The sequence below is a fragment of the Pseudomonas sp. WOUb67 genome (assembly GCF_050058005.1).
Classification (GTDB): Bacteria; Pseudomonadota; Gammaproteobacteria; order Pseudomonadales; family Pseudomonadaceae; genus Aquipseudomonas; species Aquipseudomonas putida_R.
In genome coordinates, this window is sequence record NZ_CP170112.1 from 1,971,463 (window position 1) to 1,993,185 (window position 21,723).

Annotated in this window: 14 protein-coding genes; 3 read left to right on the plus strand and 11 right to left on the minus strand. The window is 63.8% G+C overall.

Translation table 11 applies throughout. The features are described from left to right. Positions 1 to 121 precede the first annotated feature (121 nt). Positions 122 to 4,402: a DEAD/DEAH box helicase gene (locus tag ABOC32_RS08865; RefSeq protein ID WP_426810775.1), complete on the minus strand. Its 4,281-nt coding sequence runs from the start codon at positions 4,400 to 4,402 to the stop codon at positions 122 to 124. A gap of 231 nt (positions 4,403 to 4,633) precedes the next feature. Between ABOC32_RS08865 and ABOC32_RS08870 the strand changes: the two genes are divergently transcribed. Continuing rightward, a complete protein-coding gene (locus ABOC32_RS08870) occupies positions 4,634 to 5,047 on the plus strand; it encodes an NUDIX hydrolase (RefSeq protein ID WP_426810776.1) in 414 nt (137 codons plus the stop codon). On the opposite strand, the gene metR is transcribed toward ABOC32_RS08870, so the two are convergent. Further along, entirely contained in the window at positions 5,031 to 5,948 is a 918-nt protein-coding gene (gene metR, locus ABOC32_RS08875) for a transcriptional regulator MetR (RefSeq protein WP_012273904.1), read from the minus strand. The two genes, ABOC32_RS08870 and metR, sit on opposite strands and share 17 nt — an antisense overlap. A 196-nt stretch (positions 5,949 to 6,144) precedes the next feature. On the opposite strand from metR, the gene ABOC32_RS08880 reads away from it, so the two are divergent. Next, positions 6,145 to 7,140: an alpha/beta fold hydrolase gene (locus ABOC32_RS08880; protein ID WP_426810777.1), complete on the plus strand. Its 996-nt coding sequence runs from the start codon at positions 6,145 to 6,147 to the stop codon at positions 7,138 to 7,140. 117 nt (positions 7,141 to 7,257) lie between these two features. Here the strand turns inward: ABOC32_RS08880 and ABOC32_RS08885 are convergent, their stop codons facing one another. The 7 genes from ABOC32_RS08885 to ABOC32_RS08915 form a co-directional block, all read right to left on the minus strand. Continuing rightward, a complete protein-coding gene (locus tag ABOC32_RS08885; protein ID WP_043197629.1) occupies positions 7,258 to 7,593 on the minus strand; it encodes a GlpM family protein in 336 nt (111 codons plus the stop codon). Positions 7,594 to 7,618: 25 nt separating this feature from the next. Beyond that, the gene (locus tag ABOC32_RS08890) at positions 7,619 to 8,947 is read right to left on the minus strand and encodes a sigma-54-dependent transcriptional regulator (RefSeq protein WP_426810778.1); all 1,329 of its coding nucleotides are present in this window, start codon (positions 8,945 to 8,947) and stop codon (positions 7,619 to 7,621) included. Then, complete coding sequence (locus ABOC32_RS08895; RefSeq protein ID WP_426810779.1) at positions 8,944 to 10,848, minus strand: sensor histidine kinase; 1,905 nt, start codon at positions 10,846 to 10,848, stop codon at positions 8,944 to 8,946. Before ABOC32_RS08895 ends, ABOC32_RS08890 begins: the two co-directional genes overlap by 4 nt. 68 nt (positions 10,849 to 10,916) lie before the next feature. After that, positions 10,917 to 11,651: an amino acid ABC transporter ATP-binding protein gene (locus tag ABOC32_RS08900; RefSeq protein ID WP_019472052.1), complete on the minus strand. Its 735-nt coding sequence runs from the start codon at positions 11,649 to 11,651 to the stop codon at positions 10,917 to 10,919. After that, the gene (locus ABOC32_RS08905; protein ID WP_086977921.1) at positions 11,648 to 12,319 is read right to left on the minus strand and encodes an amino acid ABC transporter permease; all 672 of its coding nucleotides are present in this window, start codon (positions 12,317 to 12,319) and stop codon (positions 11,648 to 11,650) included. Before ABOC32_RS08905 ends, ABOC32_RS08900 begins: the two co-directional genes overlap by 4 nt. Beyond that, positions 12,320 to 13,066 (minus strand): amino acid ABC transporter permease, encoded by a 747-nt coding sequence (locus ABOC32_RS08910; RefSeq protein WP_426810780.1) that lies wholly within the window; start codon positions 13,064 to 13,066, stop codon positions 12,320 to 12,322. It lies immediately after the preceding gene. A gap of 145 nt (positions 13,067 to 13,211) precedes the next feature. Further along, on the minus strand, positions 13,212 to 14,129 hold the full coding sequence (locus tag ABOC32_RS08915) for a glutamate/aspartate ABC transporter substrate-binding protein (protein ID WP_426810781.1): 918 nt from the start codon (positions 14,127 to 14,129) through the stop codon (positions 13,212 to 13,214). Between the two features lie 375 nt (positions 14,130 to 14,504). Between ABOC32_RS08915 and ABOC32_RS08920 the strand changes: the two genes are divergently transcribed. Beyond that, a complete protein-coding gene (locus tag ABOC32_RS08920) occupies positions 14,505 to 18,809 on the plus strand; it encodes an NEL-type E3 ubiquitin ligase domain-containing protein (RefSeq protein WP_426810782.1) in 4,305 nt (1,434 codons plus the stop codon). A 48-nt stretch (positions 18,810 to 18,857) separates the two neighbouring features. On the opposite strand, the gene glpD is transcribed toward ABOC32_RS08920, so the two are convergent. Further along, positions 18,858 to 20,384: a glycerol-3-phosphate dehydrogenase gene (gene glpD, locus ABOC32_RS08925; protein ID WP_426810783.1), complete on the minus strand. Its 1,527-nt coding sequence runs from the start codon at positions 20,382 to 20,384 to the stop codon at positions 18,858 to 18,860. 174 nt (positions 20,385 to 20,558) lie between these two features. After that, the gene (gene glpR, locus ABOC32_RS08930; RefSeq protein WP_086977915.1) at positions 20,559 to 21,314 is read right to left on the minus strand and encodes a DNA-binding transcriptional repressor GlpR; all 756 of its coding nucleotides are present in this window, start codon (positions 21,312 to 21,314) and stop codon (positions 20,559 to 20,561) included. Positions 21,315 to 21,723: the final 409 nt, after the last annotated feature.

A 21,723-nucleotide genomic window follows, 5' to 3' on the forward strand; every position in this document is an offset into this window, starting at 1 on the left:
GCAGCCTTGTGCTGCGAAGAGGCCATTGCAGCCAAAGATAATCTTTCGCCTTACCGGCCTCTTCGCAGCACAAGGCTGCTCCTACAGGTTTATGCGGTAGCCTGAGTGATGGTGCTGCCTGTCAGAGCGCGTTGCGCAGCAGCTTCTGGCGCCAGCCTTCCTGCTCCTGTGCCGGCGCCTCGACCAGATACGAGTAACGCCCGGCCACCCGTACTGCCACCGGTACCCCGTCGCGATACAACAGGCGGTTGCCACTCACCGCCGGCACTTTCGCCCCGCGCAGCAGCGAGCCGATCAGGTTCAGCGGGTCACTGGCACTCACTACCAGCAACGTCCCATCCGGCTCGCGACGGCGCACCTGCCGCAGCAACCCCACTGCCTCCGGCAAGGCGAACTGTTCACCCGCCAGCCCGGCAATGAAGCGCCCGCCACGGATCTCGCCACGCGCCTCCAGCCGGTGATAGCAGCGCAGCAGTTCACGCCAGGGCGGCAGCACATCACTCTCGCGCTCCAGCAGCCGCCAGCAGATCACCCCATAGCGGCGCAGCAGGGTACGGGCAATGGCCTCCAGGCGCTGGTCGTTATCCGGCGGCGTATCGCTGCGGCGCAGCAGTGCCCAGCGCCCGGCATGCGCCATGCTGCTGGAAAGCGGCGGGTGACCTCGGCGGCTGTTACGTGAACTGCGCTTGGTCGCAGGCGTGATCAGGCTACGCAAGCCGGTGAAACTGTCAGCGCCGACCAGGCCCGAACCCACCAGTTCCTGCAACGCGGTTTCCAGTTCGCTGGGCAGCAGGTGGGCCTCCTGCGCCAGTTCATCGAAGAACAGCGCACCCTGGGTTTTCAGCGCCTCGTGCACACGCTGCGCACGCAGGCCAAGGGCCTCGACAGCAGGTGCGGGCGCCAGGCTGCGCCAGGTGTTCAACTGGTCCCGCGGCAGCAGCACCAGTGGCGTGCTGGACAGGGTGCTGCTCGCCACCGTTGCCGCCAGCCGGCTCCAGGCAAACTGCCCGCTGCGGCAGGCATCGTCGAGCCAGTGCGGGCTGTAGTCCTTGATGCGCGCCGGCAGCAGTTCCGCCTCCCACGCCCCTGCGGCGCTGGGGAACCCCTGCAACTGGCCCAATACTTCGGCCACCGCCTGCGGGCCACGCAGGCGCTCGTCAGCCGCCAGACGCTGCCAGTCGAACAGAAAGCGCATGAAGTCCTGCAGGCTGACCGGTTCGATCTCGCGGCGCAGGCGTTTGACCGTGTAGCGGTGGATGCGCGCCAGCAAATGGCGTTCGCACCATTGCACCTCGGTTGCACCGGGGCTGAAATGCCCGCGCAGCACATAGCCTTCGGCTTCCAGACGGGCCAGCGCCTGCTCGATGGCGTGCAACGGCTGGCCAAGCGGTGCCGCAATCTGTGCCGCGGTCCTCGGGCCATGGCCACTCAGGCGGGCACGCAACAGTTCACTCAGGGCAAGGTCCGGGTCGATGGCCTGATCAAACCCTGGTAGCACCTGCAAGGCAGGCTCCAGTACAGCATCCGGATACAGCACCTGCAGCAGGCCCAGTCGTTCACGTGCCAACCACAGTTTTTCGTCCGCCAGGCGCAAGGCCCGCCCGTTTCTGGCCAGCTGCCTGAGCAGCAGGTCCCAACTGGCATTGTCTTGCACTTCAGCCTGGCTGATGGCGCCCAGGCCCATCAGCGCTTCGTGCATTTCGTCGGCATTGCCCGGCTGCGGCCAGGCCTCGGCCGCGACGGCGGCGATGGCATCAGCGTCCAGCGCGGCCAGGTCGTCGCCACTGTGCACGTCGCTCCAGCGTCGGTTGAGCACGGCCTGGGTGCGCCGTTCTTCCAGCGGGGCATCGTCGAGGAAGGCGTACGGCCTGGCGTTGAGAATGGCCGATGCCAGTGGCGAAGGGGCGGGCAGGTCGCGGCTCAGCAGGCGTACCGCCCCGCTTTCCATGCGCCGCAACAGGGCCAGCCAGCCTTCGCTGTCCATCGCCTCGTGCAGGCAGTCGTCGAGGGTTTGCTCGACCAACGGGTGATCGGGAATCTGCCGTTCGCCGGCAATGTTCTCCAGGCAGGCGATCTGGTCGGGGAACACCGCGGCAACCAGGTCTTCGCTCTTCATGCGCTGGATCTGCGGCGCTACCTTGCGCCCGCCGACGAAGCGCGGCAGCGCCATGGCCACGCCAGCGTTCCAGCGCCAGCGCACGCCAAACAGCGGTGCATCCAGCAGTGCCTGGACGAGGATCGGCTCGGCGCTGCGGCTGTTCAGGTAGCGCCACACCTCGTCCAGCTCGAAGCTGTGGCTGGTCGACAGTGAAAGGACGATGGCATCTTCGCTGGCGGCAGCCTGCAGCTCGAAGTTGAAGGTGCGGCAGAAGCGCTTGCGCAGGGCCAGGCCCCACGCGCGGTTGATGCGGCTGCCGTAGGGCGAATGGATGATCAGCTGGGTCCCGCCCGACTCATCGAAAAAGCGCTCCATCACCAGCGTGTCCTGCGAGGGCAGGGCGCCAAGCACCTCGCGGGTACGTGCCAGGTAGTCGAGCAGCTGGCTGGCGCTGTCTTCGCCCAGTTCGAAGGTAGCCTGCAACCAGGCCAGCACCTCGGCCATGTCGCCGCCAGCCTGTGCCAGTTGCTGGTCGATGCGCGCCTGCAACCGGGCCACGGCCGCAGACAGCTCGTCACTGCGCCCCGGCGCTTCACCCAGCCAGAACGGAATGGTCGGCGGCAGGCCATGGGCATCTTCCACCCGTACCCGGCCTGGCTCGACGCGCAGAATGCGATAGGAGGCGTTGCCCAGCTGGAAGATATCGCCGGCAATGCTCTCCACGGCAAAATCTTCGTTGACGCTGCCGATGTTCAGCGCCTGTGGTTCCAGCAGCACGGCATAGTCGGCGTTGTCAGGGATGGTGCCGCCGCTGGTCAGCGCCGTCAGCTGGCTGCCACGCCGGCCGCGCAGGGTGCCGCTGACTGCATCGCGGTGCAAATAGGCGCTGCGAATGCCCTGGCGGCCGTTATAGCCCTCGGCGAGCATGCTGAGCAGCGCCTGGTAGTGGCGCTGGTCGAGCTCGGCGTAGGGCGTGGCCTGGCGTAGGCAGTCGAACAGGGCCTGTTCGTGCCAGGCCTGGTTGCTGGCTTCGGCAACGATTTGCTGGGCCAGCACGTCCAGCGGTGCGCGGGGGATGTGCAGTTCGTCCAGTTCGCCTTGGCGCACGCAGTCCAGCAGGGCCACACATTCGATCAGGTCATCGCGTGAGGTGGGGAACAGGCGCCCCTTGGGCACGCCGTCGACCTGGTGGCCGGCGCGGCCAACCCGTTGCAGGAAGGCGGCAATCGAACCCGGCGAGGCGATCTGGCACACCAGGTCGATATCGCCGATATCGATGCCTAGCTCCAGCGAAGCAGTGGCTACCAATACCTGTAAATGGCCGCTCTTGAGCCGCTGCTCTGCGTCCAGCCGCAGCTCCTTGGACAGGCTGCCATGGTGTGCGGCGACTGCCTCCTTGCCCAGCCGGTCGCTGAGGTGGCGGGTGATGCGTTCGGCAAGGCGCCGGGTGTTGACGAATACCAGCGTGGTGCGGTGTTCGCGGGCAAGGGTGGCCAGGCGATCGTAGACCAGGCCCCAGACGTCGTTGGCCATCACCGCGCCAAGGGGTACCGGCGGCACTTCAATGGCCAGATCGCGTTGGCGCGCATGGCCGACATCGACAATGGCGCACGGGCGCCCGCTACCGGCCAGAAACTGCGCCACACGCTCGACAGGGCGTTGCGTGGCGGACAGGCCGATACGCCGCAGTGGCCGTTTGCACAAGGCTTGCAGGCGCTCCAGGGTCAGTGCCAGGTGGGCGCCACGCTTGTTGCCGGCCAGGGCGTGGATTTCGTCGACGATGACCGTATGCACGTTGCCCAGGCCTTCACGGCCTGAAGCAGAGCCCATCAACACGTACAGCGATTCGGGCGTTGTCACCAGAATATGCGGGGCCAGCTTGCGCATGGCGGCGCGTTCTTTCTGCGGCGTATCGCCGGTGCGCACGGCCGTGGTGATGCGTGGGGCACTCAGGCCCTGGTCTGCGAGGGCCTGGCTGATGCCTTCGAGCGGGGCCTGCAAATTAAGGCGTATGTCGTTGGACAGGGCCTTCAGCGGTGAAACGTAGATCACCTGGGTTTGTGCGGGCAGTTCGCCCTGGTGCTCCAGCCCTTGGCGGAACAGGTCGTCGAGCACGGCCAGAAAAGCGCTCAGCGTCTTGCCCGAACCGGTCGGGGCGGCCAGTAGCATCGACTGGCCGGCATGGATCAGCGGCCAGGCCTGTGCCTGGGCTTCGGTGACCGTGGCGAAATGGCCACGGAACCAGGTGCGCACGGCAGGGTGGAACAGCTCGAGCACTGGGTGGTGTTTGGCGGGCAGGTTCATGTGTTGGTTATGGCGGGTGTGGGGCGGGTTGGCAAGGGGCCGTTCGTCTGGCGGGCCAGCTGTAACCTGTGCCGGCCTCTTCGCAGCACAAGGCTGCTCCTACAGGAGCATGCATAACCCTTGTAGGAGCAGCCTTGCGCTGCGAAGAGGCCGGTACAGAACTGACTGGCCTTGTCAGGCCACTGACCCCCATGGGATTCTCCCCGACCATTTTTCCTGCGAGCCCAGCCCATGCCCAATATCATCCGCATCGCCGCCGCCCTGCTGATCGACCCCCAGGGCCGCACCCTACTGGTGCGCAAGCGCGGCACCGAGGCGTTCATGCAGCCCGGCGGCAAGATCGATGCCGGTGAAACGCCGATGCAGGCACTGGTGCGCGAGTTGCACGAGGAGCTGGGCTTGCACATCGACCCGGCCCAGGCCGTGCACCTGGGCCAGTTCAGTGCCCCGGCCGCCAACGAGCCAGGCTTCGAAGTGCAGGCCGAACTGTTCCGTGTCGACAGCGCCGCAGCCGTGGTGCCGGCTGCGGAGATCGAGGAGGTGGTCTGGCTGGCCGCTGACCAGGCGCCCGTCATGCAACTGGCGCCGCTGACCCGCGACCTGATCCTGCCGCTGTACCGCCAGGTGCTCAACGCACCGCACTGACCCCATCGAGGGTGGCGAACGAGGTGTCTTTGGCGGTGAGCAAAAAGTCGCGCATGTAGGGCGCATCGAGCATGTCGGTGCGCACGGCGGCATAAAGAGTGGCGAACAGGCCTTTCTCACCCAGGCGCTTACCCTTCACATAGCCGCGCGAGCTGTACTCGTGCAGTGCCCAGTGCGGCATGCCGCACACCCCACGGCCGCTGGCCACCAGCTGCATCATCATTACCGTCAGCTCCGAGGTGCGTACGGCAGCAGGCTCGATGTCGGCCGGCTCCAGGAAGCGGGTGAAGATATCCAGGCGGTCACGCTCCACCGGGTAGGTGATCAGCGTCTGGTCGAGCAGGTCTTGCGGCACCATGTAAGGTTTGCTGGCCAGCGGGTGCTGGTTGGCCACCGCCAGCATCGCCTCGTAGGTGAACAGCGGCACATAGGTGATGCCTGCCAGGTCCACCGGGTCGGAGGTCACCACCAGGTCCAGGTCGCCGCGGGCCAGGGCCGGCAGCGGGGCAAAGGCAAAGCCGGAGGCCAAGTCCAGCTCCACTTCCGGCCAGGCATCGCGAAACTGGTCGATGGTCGGCATCAGCCACTGGAAGCAGCTGTGGCATTCGATGGCCATGTGCAGGCGCCCGGCAGTGCCACCGGCCAGGCGCGCGATGTCACGCTCGGCACCGCGCAGCAGCGGCAGGGTGGCATCGGCCAGTTGCAGCAGGCGCAGCCCGGCGCTGGTGAAGCGGATCGGCTTGGTCTTGCGCACGAAAATGGGCAAGCCCAGGCGCTCCTCCAGCTCTTTGAACTGGTGCGACAGCGCCGACTGGGTCAGGTGCAGGCGCTCGGCGGCCTCCACCAGGCTGTCGGCTTCGCGCAGGGCATGAAGGGTTTTCAGGTGACGGATCTCCAGCACTGCTGACTCCGGGGTGTAGGTTTGAAGAAACAGGGAATGAGTTGAGTTTCCCTCATGTTGGCGCGGCTGTCGACTGGGCGTTCGGCCGCACCGCCCGGCGGAAGTCATGAAACTGTCACCGAACTGTGGCAGCGCGCTCGAACAGAATTCATCAGACTCGCGCTCTACTGGGGATCTGCATTCTGGTGTTTCTTTCATGCGGGCTTTTTGGCTTTTTCTTTTCTTCATATTCAGCGTACCTGCGAGTTTCGCCGAACAGCGTTGTGACGCCCAGGTGCCGGTGCAGCGTGCCGAACTGGGTGCGGTCAGCCTGGTGTACCAGAGCGTGGGGGCGCCTCGTGACCCGGCCTTGCTGCTGGTCATGGGCCTGGGCGGGCAACTGATCCATTGGCCGGACGATGTGGTCGAGGCCTTGTGCCGCCAGGGCTTTCGGGTGATCCGCTATGACAACCGCGATGTCGGCCTGTCGCGCTGGAACCAGATGCCACCGTCGGCCAACCTGACGGTCGAGCTGTTGCGCTACAAGCTGGGCCTGCGGGTGGCAGCGCCCTATACGCTGACGGACATGGCCGATGATGGCTTGCGCCTGATGGACGCCTTGGGCGTGCGCCAGTTTCATGTACTGGGCGTGAGCATGGGCGGCATGATCGCCCAGCACCTGGCGGCCATGGCACCCGAGCGCGTGCGCAGCCTGACATTGGTCATGTCCAGTTCAGGGGCGGCGGGGCTGCCGGCACCGGACCCGGCACTGGTGCAGTTGCTGGCTAGGCGTAGCGCGCCGAACCGCGAAGTGGCCATCGAGCAGCAGGCCGACCTGCTGGCGGCCCTGGGCAGCCCCGAGGTGCGGGACGACCGCGCGGTGTTGCTGCACCAGGCGGCGGTGGCCTATGACCGGGCGTTCAACCCTGACGGGGCCAAGCGCCAGATCATGGCGATACTGGCCGAGCCGAGCCGGGTGGAGCTTTTGAACCAGCTTCGTGTGCCGACCCTGGTGGTACACGGCACGGCCGACCCGTTGTTGCCGGTCATGCACGGTGTGCACCTGGCGGCGCATATTCAAGGCAGCCAGCTGCGGCTGATACCGGGGCTGGCGCACCGCTTCCAGGAGCCGTTCAAGGCGCCGCTGCTAGGGGCGGTGCTGCCCTACCTGCAGGCGCATCGGCAGGATGTCACGCACATCGCAGGGCTTTGAATCCGTGCTGGCTTCTTCGCGGGCTTGCCCGCTCCCACAGGTGCTGCACAGGTTTCAGGCAATGTGGAGAACCTGTGGGAGCGGGCAAGCCCGCGAAGAAGGCAACATCGATTTCGATCAGTGCATCCGCACCCACAAGGTCACCAGCACGGTCGCGGCCATCAGCCAGGCCACCGTGGCCAGCGCCATTGATGCCTCCAGGCGTAGGCGGTCGACCAGCACATACAGGGTCGCCAGGTACACGAAGTACGGGATGATCGACCACATGCCGAACAGGATGGTGGTCTTCAAATCGGCAATGCTGCGCCCCTTGCCAACGATGTAGTGGGCAATCAGGGCAAAGGTGGGAAACAGCGGCACCAGCCCGGCGATGTAGTAGTTGCGCGTCTTAGACAGCACCGCCAGCAGCAGCACCACGCCAGCGCCCAAGGCAGCTTTGAATACCAGATCCACGTTGTCTTTCCAGTTTGGGTTGAGGTCAGCCGAGGCCGTACTTTTTCACTTTGTCGAACAGCGTGGTCTTGGCCATGCCCAGCTCCTGGCTGGCCTGGCTCAGGTTGCCACCCGTGCGTTGCAGGGCATCGCTGAGCAGGTTGCGCTCGAACGCCTCCACCGCTTCGGCAAAGCCCAGGCCTTGGCTGGCGCCGCCGCTGGGGCCTTTCTTGAACGCTGGCAGGCCAAGTGCATGGCGTTCGGCCACGTTGCGCAACTCGCGCACGTTGCCAGGCCAGTCGTGGGCCATCAGGCGTGACAGGATCTGGCTGTCCAGCGCCGGTGCTTCACGGTCGAAGCGCAGGGCGGACTGCTGAAGGAAGTGCTCGAACAGCTGCGTGATGTCTTCACGGCGCTCGCGCAGGGGGGGCAGCTCCAGGGTCACCACGTTCAGCCGGTAGTACAGGTCGCTGCGGAACTGGCCGCTCTGGCCCATGCTGTCGAGGTCGGCCTTGGTCGCGGCGATCACCCGGCAGTCCACCGGGATGCTCTGGTTCGAGCCCAACCGCTCCAGCGTGCGCTCCTGCAGTACGCGCAGCAGCTTGATCTGCAGGTTGATCGGCATGCTTTCCACTTCATCGAGGAACAGCGTGCCACCGTTGGCGTGTTCGATCTTGCCGATGCGGCGTTTGCCGGCGCCGGTGAACGCGTTGGCCTCGTGGCCGAAAATTTCGCTTTCAAACAGGTTTTCGGGCAGGCCGCCACAGTTCAGCGCCACGAAGGGTTGGCCCTGGCGGCGGCTGAAGTCGTGCAGGCAGCGGGCGACCAGCTCCTTGCCGGTGCCGGTCTCGCCTTCGATCAGCACGTTGGCCGAGGTATCGGCGACGTTGGCAATCAGTTCGCGCAAGTGTTCCATGGCCGGCGAACGCCCGATGATGCGCCCCTCCAGGCTGCTCTGCTCGGCCAGTTGGCGGCGCAGGGCCACCACCTCGCGCGACAGCCCGCGATGTTCGAGGGCGCGGCGCACCACATCAACCAGGCGCTCGGGGGAGAACGGTTTTTCCATGAAGTCGTAGGCGCCATTGCGCATGGCGTCGACCGCCATGTCGATATCACCGTGGCCGGTGATCAACACCACCGGCAGGCTGCGGTCACGGGCCTTGAGGCGGTTGAGCAGCTCCAGGCCATCGATGCCCGGCAGGCGGATATCGCTGACGACGATGCCGGCGAAATCGTCGCCGATGCGGTCCAGCGCTTGTTCGGCGCTGCCCACGCCTTCGCAGGCGATGTCTTCCAGGGCCAGGGCCTGCTGGCAGCCGAGCAGCACATGCGGGTCGTCTTCGACGATCAGGACGGTAAGAGGCGCTTGGTTCATGGGTGCTCTGCCGATTCGCTAGGGGGGGAGACCAGGGGCAGGGCCAGGACGAAGGCCGTGCCGCCAGTGGCGGGGTGCTCGACGTTGAGGCTGCCCTTGGCGGCGGCGGCAAGGCTCGCCGACAGGGTCAGGCCCAGGCCCAGGCCATGTTCGCCCGGTTTGGTGGTGAAGAAAGGTTCGAACAGGTGCTTGCGCGCCTCGGCGTCGATGCCGTGGCCGTTGTCGCGCACCTGCAAGCGATACTTGTCGCCCTGCAGCTCGCCTTCCAGCCACAGCTCGGGCAATGGTTGCGCGGCCATGGCATCCAGGGCGTTGCCGATCAGGTTGACCAGAATCTGCTCCAGGCGGGTCTGGTCGATGGCCAGTTGCTGGTCCTCGAACTGGTGGTGCAACTGCAAATGGCAGGCGCTGATGCGGTTGGCCAGCACCTGCAGGGTAGCCTCCACCGCCTTGGCCAGTGAAGCCTGGCCGCTGTCGTCGCCGCGCCGGGCGAACGAGCGCAGGCTGGCGGTGATGCGCCCCATGCGGTCGATCAGGTCGTTCATGGTGCGCAGGTTGGTGCTGGCGGTTTCCAGTGCCCCGCGTTCGAGGAAGCGCACGGTGTTGCCAGATAAAGTGCGCAGCGCAGCCAATGGCTGGTTCAGCTCATGGGCAATGCTGGTGGACATCTGCCCGATGGCAGCCAGCTTGCCGGCCTGCACCAGTTCATCCTGGGCGTGGCGCAAGGTCTGCTCGGCATGGCGGCGCTCGCGAATCTGGCCTTTCAGGCGTTCGTTGCTGGCGCGCAGGTCTGCGGTGCGTTCGGCGATGCGCCGCTCCAGCTGGCTGTTGGCTTCCTCGAGGGCTTCGCGTGCTGCCAGGCGGGTAGCGATGACTTTGCGCCGCTCGTTCCAGGCGATGCCGAGGATTGCCAGCAGGGCGAATGCCACGCCCACCAGGATGCCCTGCACCATGGATTCGCGGCGCAGGTCCTGCAGCGGGGTCAGCAGGGTGAAGTGCCAAGGAGTATCGGCCAGGCGCCGGGTCTGGGCCAGGTAGGCGACTTCGTGCTGCTTGCCCTGGGCCGTTTCGCTGTTGGCCGGGAAGGTCAGTTTTTCCACGCCATCGGCCAGGGTTTCCCGGGCCAGTGGCTGCAGTTCGTTGAGCGGCCACCAGTAGTATTGCAGGCTGCGCGCCAGGCGCTCCTTGATTTGCGGGGTCAGCGGGCGCACCGACTTCAGGCGCCGGGCCGGGTCACTGGAAAGGATGATGATGCCGTTCTCGTCGCTGACGAACGCCTCCAGGCGGGCACGCTGCCAGCGCTCCTCGAGGGTGTCCAGGCGCACCTTGATCACCGCCACGCCAATGATCTTGCCGTGCTCTTCAAGCCCATGGGCCAGGTAATAGCCGGCCTCGCCAGTGGTGCTGCCGATGCCGTAGAAACGCCCGGGCTCGCCGCGCACGGCCGTCTGGAAGTAAGCGCGGAACGACAGGTCTTCACCGAGGAAAGAGTCGGCGTCGCGCCAGTTGCTGGTGGCCTGTACCCGGCCGTTGGTATCGAGGACGAAGATGGCGCGGCTGCGGCTGCGCCGGTTCAGGCCTTCAAGGTATTCGTTGACCGCCTGGCGCGAGCCGCCGTCCGGGTCGGTGAGCAGGTGCGAGACGCTGTCTTCCAGCTCCAGCAGGCTCGGCAGGTAGGTGTACTTGCTGATTTCGCTTTCGACCGTGCGCGCGTGCAGCTCCAGCTGGCGTTCACCATTTTCGCTGAGGGTGCGGATGCCGTTGCTCTCGCTGATCAGGTAGCCAGCCAGCCCTAGGCCGACCATCAGCAGGATGATCAGTGGCGGTAACAGCAATTGGCGGATCAGACGGGATTTCACGGCAGGCCTGGCAGGCAGAAGTAGCGAGGGGTCGCATTTCATCACAGTGGCCTTGTCACGACCAGCATCCGCTGCCCGGTGGGTCCGGGGCAGCGGATGCAGTGGCCGGTTTAGTGCTGCAGGATTTTGCTGAGGAAGTGCTGGGTACGCTGGTCGCGGGCGCTCTGGTCGCCGAAGAACTCTTCCTTGGTGCAGTCTTCGATGATGCTGCCCTTGTCCATGAAGATGACCCGGTTGGCGACCTTGCGGGCAAAGCCCATTTCGTGGGTCACGCACATCATGGTCATGCCTTCGTGGGCCAGTTGCACCATGACGTCCAGTACCTCGCTGACCATTTCCGGGTCCAGTGCCGAGGTGGGTTCGTCGAACAGCATGACGATCGGGTCCATCGACAGCGCGCGGGCGATGGCCACTCGCTGCTGCTGGCCGCCGGAAAGCTGGCCAGGGTGCTTGTGCGCATGCGCTGACAAGCCAACCCGCTCAAGCAGGGCGAGGCCCTTCTTGGTGGCTTCTTCCTTGCTCCGGCCCAGTACCTTGATCTGCGCGATGGTCAGGTTCTCGGTGATGGTCAGGTGCGGGAACAGCTCGAAGTGCTGGAACACCATGCCCACCCGCGAACGCAGCTTTGGCAGGTTGGTCTTCGGGTCGGAGATCGACGTGCCGTCGACCACGATATCGCCCTTCTGGAACGGCTCCAGCGCGTTGACGCACTTGATCAGGGTGGACTTGCCCGAGCCCGACGGGCCGCAGACCACCACCACCTCACCTTTCTTGACCTCGGTGCTGCAATCGGTCAGTACCTGGAAGTCGCCGTACCACTTGTTGACGTTCTTGATGGAAATCATACGGTGATCCTTTTTTGCAGGCGCTTGACCAGCCACGAAGCGGAGAAGCTGATGATGAAGTAGACGACGCCGGCGAAGATCAGGAACTCATGGGAGCGCCCGATGATGTCGCCGTTGGAACGTGCCGAGTTGAGGAAGTCCACCAGGCCCACGGTGTACACCAGCGAGGTGTCCTGGAACAGGATGATGCTCTGCTGCAACAGCAGCGGGGTCATCTTGCGGAAGGCCTGGGGCAGGATGATCAGGCGCATGGTTTGCGCGTAGTTCATGCCCAGTGCTTGCGCAGCGCCCATCTGGCCTTTGGAAATCGACTGCACGCCGGCTCGTACGATCTCGCAGAAGTACGCGGCCTCGAACATCATGAAGGCCACTACGCAGGAGGTGAACGCACCCACTGGCGTGTCTTCGCCGGTAATCCAGCGCAGCACGAACGGCACCGCCAGGTAGAACCAGGTGATCACCAGCAGCAGCGGGATCGAGCGGAAGTAGTTGACGTAGGCACCTGCCACACGCGACAGCAGCTTGCTCGACGACAGGCGCATCAGTGCCAGGACGGTGCCCAGCGCGATACCGCCTACAACGCCCATGACCATCAGCTGCAGGGTCATGACCATGCCGTCCCAGAGGGCAGGCAGGGCCGGGATGATTTCGCTGAAATCCATGTCCATTTACTTGCCTCCCACGGAAATCAGGCCAGGCACGGCGACTTTCTTCTCGACCATGCGCATCAGCAGCATCAGCCCCATGTTCAGGGTGAAGTAGATCAGCGTGGCCAGGGTGAACGCTTCGAACAGGTTGGCGGAGAACTCAGCGGTCTGCTTGGTCTGCGCCAGCAGCTCCATCAGGCCGATCAGCGACGCGACCGAGGAGTTCTTGAACACGTTGAGGAATTCTGAAGTAAGCGGCGGAATGATGATTCGGTACGCTTGCGGCAGCAGCACGTTGGTGTAGATCTGCGACAGGCTGAAGCCCATGGCGCGGGCGGCGGCTTCCTGGCCTTTAGGCAACGCCTGGATACCGGTACGCACCTGTTCGCAGACGCGGGCGGCGGTGAACAGGCCCAGGCAGACGACTACGCTGATCAGCGCCGAGGTGGTCGGGTTGAGGTCTTGCTTGAACCATTCCTGCAAGCCTTCAGGTAGCAGGTCCGGCACCAGGAAGTACCAGATGAACAGTTGCACCAGCAGTGGCACGTTACGGAACAGTTCCACATAGGCGGTAGCAATGCCCGATACCAGGCGGTTCGGCACGGTACGCATCACACCGAGGACTGACCCCAGCAGCAGCGCGATGATCCAGGCGGTGATGGCGATGGCGATGGTCCAGCCCAGGCCGGTGATGTACCAGTCCAGATAGGTTTCGCTGCCCACGCCGGTGGACTTGAAGAACACGCCCCAGTCCCAGTTGTAATTCATCGGGATTTCCCCTCAGACGGTTGTTTCACGGGCACCTTCGAGCATCCGAGGGCGGCGCGCGCCCTCGGATGAAAGGTTAGACACTAATGAGTGGCCTGCAGAATTGATTCGTGCTCGTGAGCACCAGGCCACTATTTGCTGAGGATCAGGACTTCTTCTCGTCCGCGGCCTTGTCGGTCGGCTCGGCGATCAGTTTTTTCAGCTCGTCGCTCATCTGGAACTGCAGGTTCAGGCCTTTTGGCGGAATTGGCTGCATGAACCACTTGTCGTAGCTCTTGTTGACTTCGCCCGACTTGAAGTAACCGACGATAGCGTCATCGACCGCTTTCTTGAAGGCGGCGTCTTCTTTACGCACCATGCAGCCGTAGATTTCGTACGACTGTGGGGTACCGGTGATGACCCAGTCCGATGGTTTGCGAGCCTTGGCCATTTCACCGGCAAGCAGGGCGTCGTCCATCATGAAGGCCACGGCGCGGCCGCTTTCGAGCATGTTGAAGGCTTCACCGTGGTCCTTGGCGGAAATCACGTTCATCTTCATCTGCTTGTCGGCGTTCATCGCCTTGAGGATGCGCTCGGAAGTGGTGCCGGCGGTGGTCACCACGTTCTTGCCGGCCAGGTCCGGGAAGTCTTTGTATGCAGGCGCACCGTCCTTGACCTTGGTCAACAGGCGGGTACCGACTTCGAAGATGCCGACCGAGAAGCCGACTTGCTGCTGGCGCTCGACGTTGTTGGTGGTGGAGCCGCATTCCAGGTCGACGGTGCCGTTCTGCACCAGCGGGATGCGGGTCTGGGAGGTGACCAGGTTGTAACGGACCTTGATGTCCGTACCCAGTTGCTTCTTCAGGGCGTCGACGACAGCCAGCTGGATGTCATGCGAGTAGCCCACGGGCTCGGGTTTGCCGGCCAGGTAGGAAAACGGGATGGAGGAGTCGCGGTGGCCCAGGGTAATGGTGCCCGAATCCTTGATCTTCTTCAGGGTGCCAGTCAGTTCTTCGGCCATGGCCGGCGAAGCGATCACAGCGGCCGCGATGGCGGCGCCCAGCAATTGACGAACGATACGCATCAAATTTTCCTCGACGTGTTTGTTTTTTTTATGGAGCCGTTGGCGGACTCTTTCGTTCAACGAATACAACATGAAGCGGTGTGCATTCGGGTCTGAAGTGTAGAGCATGAGTCGTGCCAAGCGGCCACTTTCAACATTAAGTATTGAAATTACTGGTACTTATACCTTTCGTATGAGTGGCCAGTGCCGGGTGTTGTACGGTTTTCCGAATATGATGTCGATTGCTCGTTCGGTAGGCCGAACGACCACCCTCAACTATCTACCACACCCTGATTGAAGGTACATGATCTGCTGGGGCTTTCCCCTTCAGGCCCGCTACCAATGACCCCTTCTCCTGCTGCAGTACCCCAGGATTCGATTGACGCGTTTATTGCCATGCGCTTGCCTGCGTGGTTGAGCACCGCCCACAGTGATCAGCTCAAGGCACTGGCCCTTGCCCTCAGGCGGCAACAGGGCCACGCCCACGCATTGGCGCAGGTATTGGAGGGCATTCTCCCCCTGGATGCGTTTGCAACACCGTTGCTGGAGCAGGCACTGCGCGATGCCGGCCTTGGGCAAGTGGATGTGCAGACATGGCGATTGCAACTGAAGGAACGATTGCAGCAACCGACGGCTGCGCCCAACCTGCCGTCGCCGTGGATCGAGGAGACGGCCACGATCAGCCTGCTGGGAGCGGCGCTGCACAACTTCCCACAGAGCGACACTGAGGTGCAGTTTTTGAAAACCGGCAAGTTGCTGGATGACCAGAAACGCGTCCATGCCTTGAGCTATCCAGGATTTGCCCAGTTGTGTCGCAGCCTTGATCTTGGCGGCCGCTACCAGACCCTGCTGAATGCTTGCCTGCGCCCGGATGACAAACCGGGGACTGCCCGGGGTTCTGCGGCGCGAGCCGTTGAGAAACTGTTCGAGGACAAGCTGCGGTCGGACCTTGACGTCGCACTGCGCACGGCCGTGCTGAAGGGCGAGATCGATGAGGCCACCCATTTGCTCATGTTGCCGCTGACCGCCGAGCCAGCAGTCGTGCCTGCCTATCCTCAGGTTTTGTCATTGCGGCAGCTGTATCTGCTGGGCAAGCGTATTCACAGCGTTGTGCTTGTTGAAGTGGGGGAGCCCGCTGGGGCGCAGGGGGTGATTGCCTGGATACCCGGTGACCCCCACGGCGCCTTGCAGCGCCATGCCTCATGGCAAGCCCTGGCGCAGGCGCTGGGCGCGCGCTTCTGCCAGGCGGGATACCCAACGTTCTTTGCCCGCTTCATCGGCGAGCAGGATCGCCCGGCTTTTTTCACCGTGTTGGTCAGATTGCTGGCCGATCGCGACAAGGCGGCGACGGGTGTGGAACTCGATGCGCGACGTTTCCCGCTGCCTGAGCCGCTGTTCGGCATTCTGGCCGGCCGCCAGGTGCAGCGCATGCTGGATGACGCCAGGGTGCTGGCAGTGCCTACCGGTGACGAAGATAGCGCAGCACGGCGCTTGCGCCTGCAGGCCTATGAAAACGCTGGCCTGGATGTGTTGGCCCTGGTGGGGATGTTCGTGCCGGTCGTGGGGGCACTGATGTTGGGCGTGTCCGCTGTCGAAATAGCAAATGAGGTTTATGAAGGGTATGAGGATTGGCAGATTGGCGACCGTCAGGCGGCCATTGGGCATTTGTTAGGCGTCGCCCAGTCGCTTGCGCTCAACGCGGCAATGGTGGGTGCCGGTACTGCGGTCGGCCATGTACTGGACCGTGTGGGCTGGGTAGATGGCTTGGTCCCGGTACCTGTCCAGGGCGGGCGCTTGAAACTGTGTTCAAGCGATCTGCGTCCTTACCAGGTTGAGGGGCCGGATATCGGGCCAGGGCTGCAGGTGCAGGTTGCCGACCGAACGCGCGTACGCCTGCCGGAGGGGGTGTACGAGGTGCGAGAAAGCCCGCTGGATGGGCAGATGCGTATCGTTCACCCCGAGCGCGCCGACGCCCACAGTCCCGTACTGGAGCACAATGGTGCCTCAGGCTGGCGCCATGCATTGGAGCAACCGCACCATTGGGGGGGCCGGCAAGTGCTGCTGCAACGGCTGGGCGGGCGTTTTCGCAACATCAGTGACATCCAGGCACGTGATCTGATGCGTGTATGCGGTATCGACGAGGCCAATGTGCGCCGCATCCACCTTGAAAATGCCCCGGCTCCAGCGCGTTGGGTGGATGCCATGGAGCGTCTTCAGTTGCATCAGCAATTCCCACGGGTGCAGGGGCCCGCGTTCGACGAATTGGTGGCTCTACGCCAGATCGCCGGGCAGGCGGAAGACAACCTGCTGATAAAGGATTTTCCTGGCCTCACGCCGCGCTGCGCGCGCGAAATTATCGAGCGGGCGAGCGGAGCACAGATCAACGACCTGCGCAGCCGGCAACGGGTGCCGCTGGCGTTGGCTGAGCAGGCCCGCTGGAGCCTGCGTGAAAGCCGGCTGGACCGTGCTTGCTGCGGGTTGAGCCTACCCCAGGCAACCGGCGTAGACACACTCAAGGTGGCGCTAGGCCTGCTCGACGGGTTGTTCACCTGGCCAACCGGCAGCGGGCTCGAGGTACGCCAGTCCGGGCTGCGGGGCCAGGTGCTTGCGCGCTGTGGCGCGGCGAGTGGCGGCGACATTCGGGTTATCGTCATGGGTAGAGGTGGCTATCTTGCCCATGAAGCGTCCGGCAGCCTGGCAGTGAATGCGCGTAGCCACGACAGCCTGATGCAGGCCGTGCTGCACTGCCTTGACGGGAACCAGAAGCAGCTGTCGGGTGGCGCGGAACTGACTGTGGACGGGCTTGCCGAGTACCTGGCGAATGCTGCGGCCTCTGACCGTTCGCGAGCTGCCAGGCTGATGGGCCTGTCTAGCCGTGGTGATAGTGTTCGGCCGCCGCTTCGACAGGGCGATGGCCGGCTTGGCTACCCCCTCAGCGGGCACGGTGAAGGAAGCCGGCAGGCGTTTCGGCGGGCCTTGCGCCAGGTCTTCCCGACCCTGACCGATGCTCAGCTGGAAGCCTATATCCTAGACCTCATGCACCGTCAGGTAGGCCTTTGGAACCACCTGAGCCAATTGCACACGCGTCTGCAAAGCCTGCGTGAGGCGTTGCATGCGTGGCAGGGGCAGCGCACCGACTTGCTGGATGGCTATCGCCGTCAGCGTGTCGCCAACCGTATTCGCCGTTGCTGGCGGCGCAAGACAGCGGGGTTGGCAGGTGACGATTACGTCCTGCATATCGAGGGTGAACGGGTTGGCCACCTGCCTGAGCTGCCCGCGTCGATCGACTTCGGCCATGTCACACGGCTTACATTACGCAACATGGATCTGGCCATCATCGATCAGGCTTTTCTGCGCCGTTTTGCCAATATCACCGAGCTTGACCTGCGGCATAACCGACTGGTTGGCATTCCTCGGGGTATCGAGGACCTTACCCACCTGCGTCGGTTGAACCTGGCCGATAACCAGATTGTCATGGATGACCAGGGCAGCCAGCGCCTGCAGGCACTGACGCAGCTGCGCCAACTTGACCTGAGCGGCAACCCCTTAGGGCGGGCACCCGTGTTGGGCGCGTTGCTGCATTTGCAGGAGTTGTCATTGCGCAATACCGGGCTCGAAGCGCTGCCTCCCACAGCGGGCTTGCTGCCTCGGCCGGCCATCACCGACATGCGCGACAACCAGATCCGCCAGTTGAACCACGATTTACAGGCCCTGCGCCAGCGTATGCAGCGCCTTGCCCTGCACGATAATCCGCTGGATGAGGGCAGCGAGGCATTGTTGAGTGAAGCCGCCGGTACCTCAACGGGCCGCAGCACTGCCGTTCGGCATGACAACGCCGCGGCCCGTACGCGGGAAATCTGGTTGGCCGGGGTCACCCAAGAGGAGCGTTTCGAGCGCGAAAGGATGTGGGACCGGCTGGCAGAAGAGGAAGGCTCCCGGGACTTCTTGCGGTTTCTGGGGGATTTTGGCCGCACCGATGACTTCAACGATCACCCGGGCTACTTCCGTTCCAGGGTCTGGAGGCTCATCGATTTGTGTGTGGAAAACAGTGAGGCGCGCCAATTACTGTTCCAGCAAGCCGGGGGGCCACGGACTTGTGAAGACCGCATGCTCCTGGTACTGAGCCAGTTGGAGACGCGAGCGCTGCTCTTCCGGGCCATGCAAGTGGCCCCTGCCCATGCGGAGGCGTCGCTGCTGCGCCTGGGCCGCTCGTTGTACCGTCTGGATCAGGTCGACGCGTTCGCGGCGCGGCATCTGCAGCAGATGCGTCAGAACCCGTTTCAGCATATCGATGATGTTGAGGTTTACCTTGCCTATCGTGTCAACCTGGCGCAACCGCTGGACCTTCCTGCGCAGCCTTACCATATGCATTACGAGGCATTCAGCGGCGTGTCTTCTGCGCAGATAAACCAGGCCCGTGGCGCAATATTGCACGGGGAGAGCAATGAGGCCCTCAGTGCTTCGCTGGCGCAGAGGGAGTTCTGGGACGAATACCTGCGCAAGCGCTACGCAGCGCGCTTCGAAGACTTGGCTGCCCCCTTTCATGAGCGCTTGGAGGTGTTGGAGGAGCAAGCCCGGGAGGGTAATGAGCAAGCATATCTTGAGGGCGCCGCCCAGTTGATGAGCGAGCTGCAAAGCGCCGAGCAGGCGCTTGTCCTTACCCTGACGCGTGAAGCTTACGCGCGCCTGGCCGGCACCTGAACCCGGGCGTGGCAGTGTTGGCCACGCCCTGTGGGCTCAGGGGGAGGGTCAGGCTGCGCGTTGCTGCTGCGCAAGCGCCAGGTAATCGGTCAGTGCCTGTTGTTCTGCGGCCGTGGTGAACAGGCCGAGTTTGGTTCTGCGCCACAGGATGTCGTCTGCGCTGGTTGCCCATTCTGCACTGCACAGGTAGTCCACCTCGCGGCCGAACAGGCCACCACCTATTGCCTGGCCAAGGTCTTGTGGGCCCTGGACGCCGTCGAGCAGGCGATAGACGCGGCTGCCGTAAGTCAGCGCCCAGCGTTTGGCAATGTCCACTGGCAGCCAGCCGTACTGGGCCAGTACGGCGTCGACCAATGCCTGCACCGTTGTCATGCTTTCACCGCCCGGCAGTGGGGCGCTTGCGGTCCAGCTACCGCGCATTTGGGTGAAGTAGGGCTTCAGCTCGCCCATTGCCGATTCGGCCAGCTTGCGGTACGTGGTCAGCTTGCCACCGAATACCGACAGCAACGGTGCCTGGTTTTCGCTGGCGGACAGCGCCAGCGTGTAGTCGCGGGTGACAGCCGAGGGGTTGTCCGACTCGTCGTTGCACAGCGGCCTTACACCGGAATACGTGTGCAGGATGTCGTCACGGCTCAGCTGATGATTGAAGTGGGCATTGACCACCTTGAGCAGGTAGTCGGTCTCCTGCTCGGTGATCGCCACCTTGGCCGGGTCGCCGCTGTATTCGCGGTCGGTGGTGCCGATCAGGGTGAAACGGTCCAGGTACGGGATGCAGAACACGATGCGCTGGTCTTCGTTCTGCAGAATGTAGGCATGCTCACCTTCGTACAGCCGCGGCACGATCAGGTGGCTGCCCTGGATCAGGCGAATGCCGTAAGGCGCGTCGAGCTTGAGGTCGTCCTTGATGAAGCTGGCGACCCAGGGGCCGGCGGCATTGACCAGGGCGCGGGCGCGGATGCTCTGCAGGCTGCCGTCGGCATGTTGCAGTTCAACTTGCCACAGGCCATCGACCCGTTCGGCGCGCAGGCAGCGGGTGCGGGTATGAATGTCCGCGCCATGTTCACGGGCGGCCATTGCATTGAGCACGACCAGGCGGGCGTCATCCACGGCGCAGTCGGCGTATTCGAAGCCGCGGGTGATCGCAGGCTTGAGCGGGTAACCCGGGCCAAAGCGCAGGCTGCGCGATGCGCCCAGGCGCTTGCGCTTGCCCAGGTGGTCATACAGGAACAGACCGGCGCGGATCATCCAGGCCGGGCGCAGGTGCGGGCGGTGCGGCAGCACGAAACGCATGGGCTTGACGATGTGCGGGGCCTTGGCCAGCAGCACTTCACGCTCGGCCAGTGCTTCGCGTACCAGGCGAAACTCGTAATGCTCCAGGTAGCGCAGGCCACCGTGGATCAGCTTGCTGCTGGCAGACGAGGTGTGCTGGGCCAGATCGTCCTTTTCGCAAAGGAATACCTTCAGGCCACGACCTGCGGCGTCAGCAGCGATGCCCACGCCATTGATGCCACCGCCGATTACGGCGAGGTCATAGCAGTCGGCGAGTGGTGGCTGGGACGAAACGGGCTGGGACACGGGCAAGGCCTCCTGGGGCTGTTCACATCGAATATGAACATTGATGTTCGTTTCCGAAAATAGTAGCGCAACAGAAAGCCTGTCGCCAGTCAGTCTTCATAGAAAAAACTGATCAGATGACAATAAAGTGAACATTTTCGAAAACGGCGGGCCGCTGGGCGGCCCGTTCTCTGCTCAAACCACGTCGAGGCGGATCTTGTACTGGTTGAGCAACTGGGTGAGGGCGGGGGTTGGCGCCTGGTCGGTCACCAGGCAGTCGACCAGGCTGATCGAGCCCAGGCGCACCATGGCATTGCGCCCGAATTTGCTGGAGTCGGCGGCGAGGATCACTTGCCGGGCATTGGCGATGATCGCCTGGGATACCCGCACTTCCTGGTAGTCGAAGTCGAGCAGGCTGCCGTCCTCGTCAATACCGCTGATGCCCACCAGGGCGAAGTCGACCTTGAACTGGTTGATGAAGTCGACGCTGGCCTGGCCGACCACACCACCGTCGCGGCGCACCGTGCCACCCGCCACCAGCACTTCGAAGTCATCCTTGGCAGCCAGGATCGCCGCCACGTGCAAGTTGTTGGTGATGACCTTCAGGTGGTTGTGGTTGAGCAGTGCACGGGCGATGGACTCGGTGGTAGTGCCGATGTTGATGAACACCGAGGCATGGTCGGGAATCTGCCGGGCCACGGCGTCGGCGATACGCTGCTTTTCATCGCGCATCTGGTCGGCACGCATGGCGTAGGCCGTGTTCTCGATACTCGAGTCATACGCCGCGCCGCCGTGGTAGCGGCGAAGCAGGTTGAGTTCGGCAAGCTGGTTGATATCTCGACGGATGGTCTGCGGTGTCACGACGAACAGCTGCGCCATTTCTTCGATACTGACGTAACCGCGCTCGCGCACCAGTTCGAGGATTTGTTGTTGGCGGGGGGGCAGATTCATGGGCGGTCCTTTGGGGCAGCCGGACAAATTCTGCAATGATGCCGTAGGAAGGGGATGACGGCCAGTGGACCATGGCGCATTGGCGCATGGTCGTTGTGGGAGCGGGTTCACCCGCGAAACATCCAGCTCGGAGGATGGCACCGGCTTCGCCGGTGTTCGCGGCTGAAGCCGCTCCTACAGGTACTGCATGAGCCTGAGGCCTGCGCAGTCCTTGTGGGAGCGGGCATGCCCGCCGAAGAACCCAGCGCGGTGGATGGCACCGGCTTCGCCGGTGTTCGCGGCTGAAGCCGCTCTCACAGGTACTGCATAAGCCTGAAGCCTTCGCGGTCCCTGTGGGAGCGGGCGTGCCCGCGAAGAACCCAGCGCGGTGGATGGCACCGGCTTCGCCGGTGTTCGCGGCTAAAGCCGC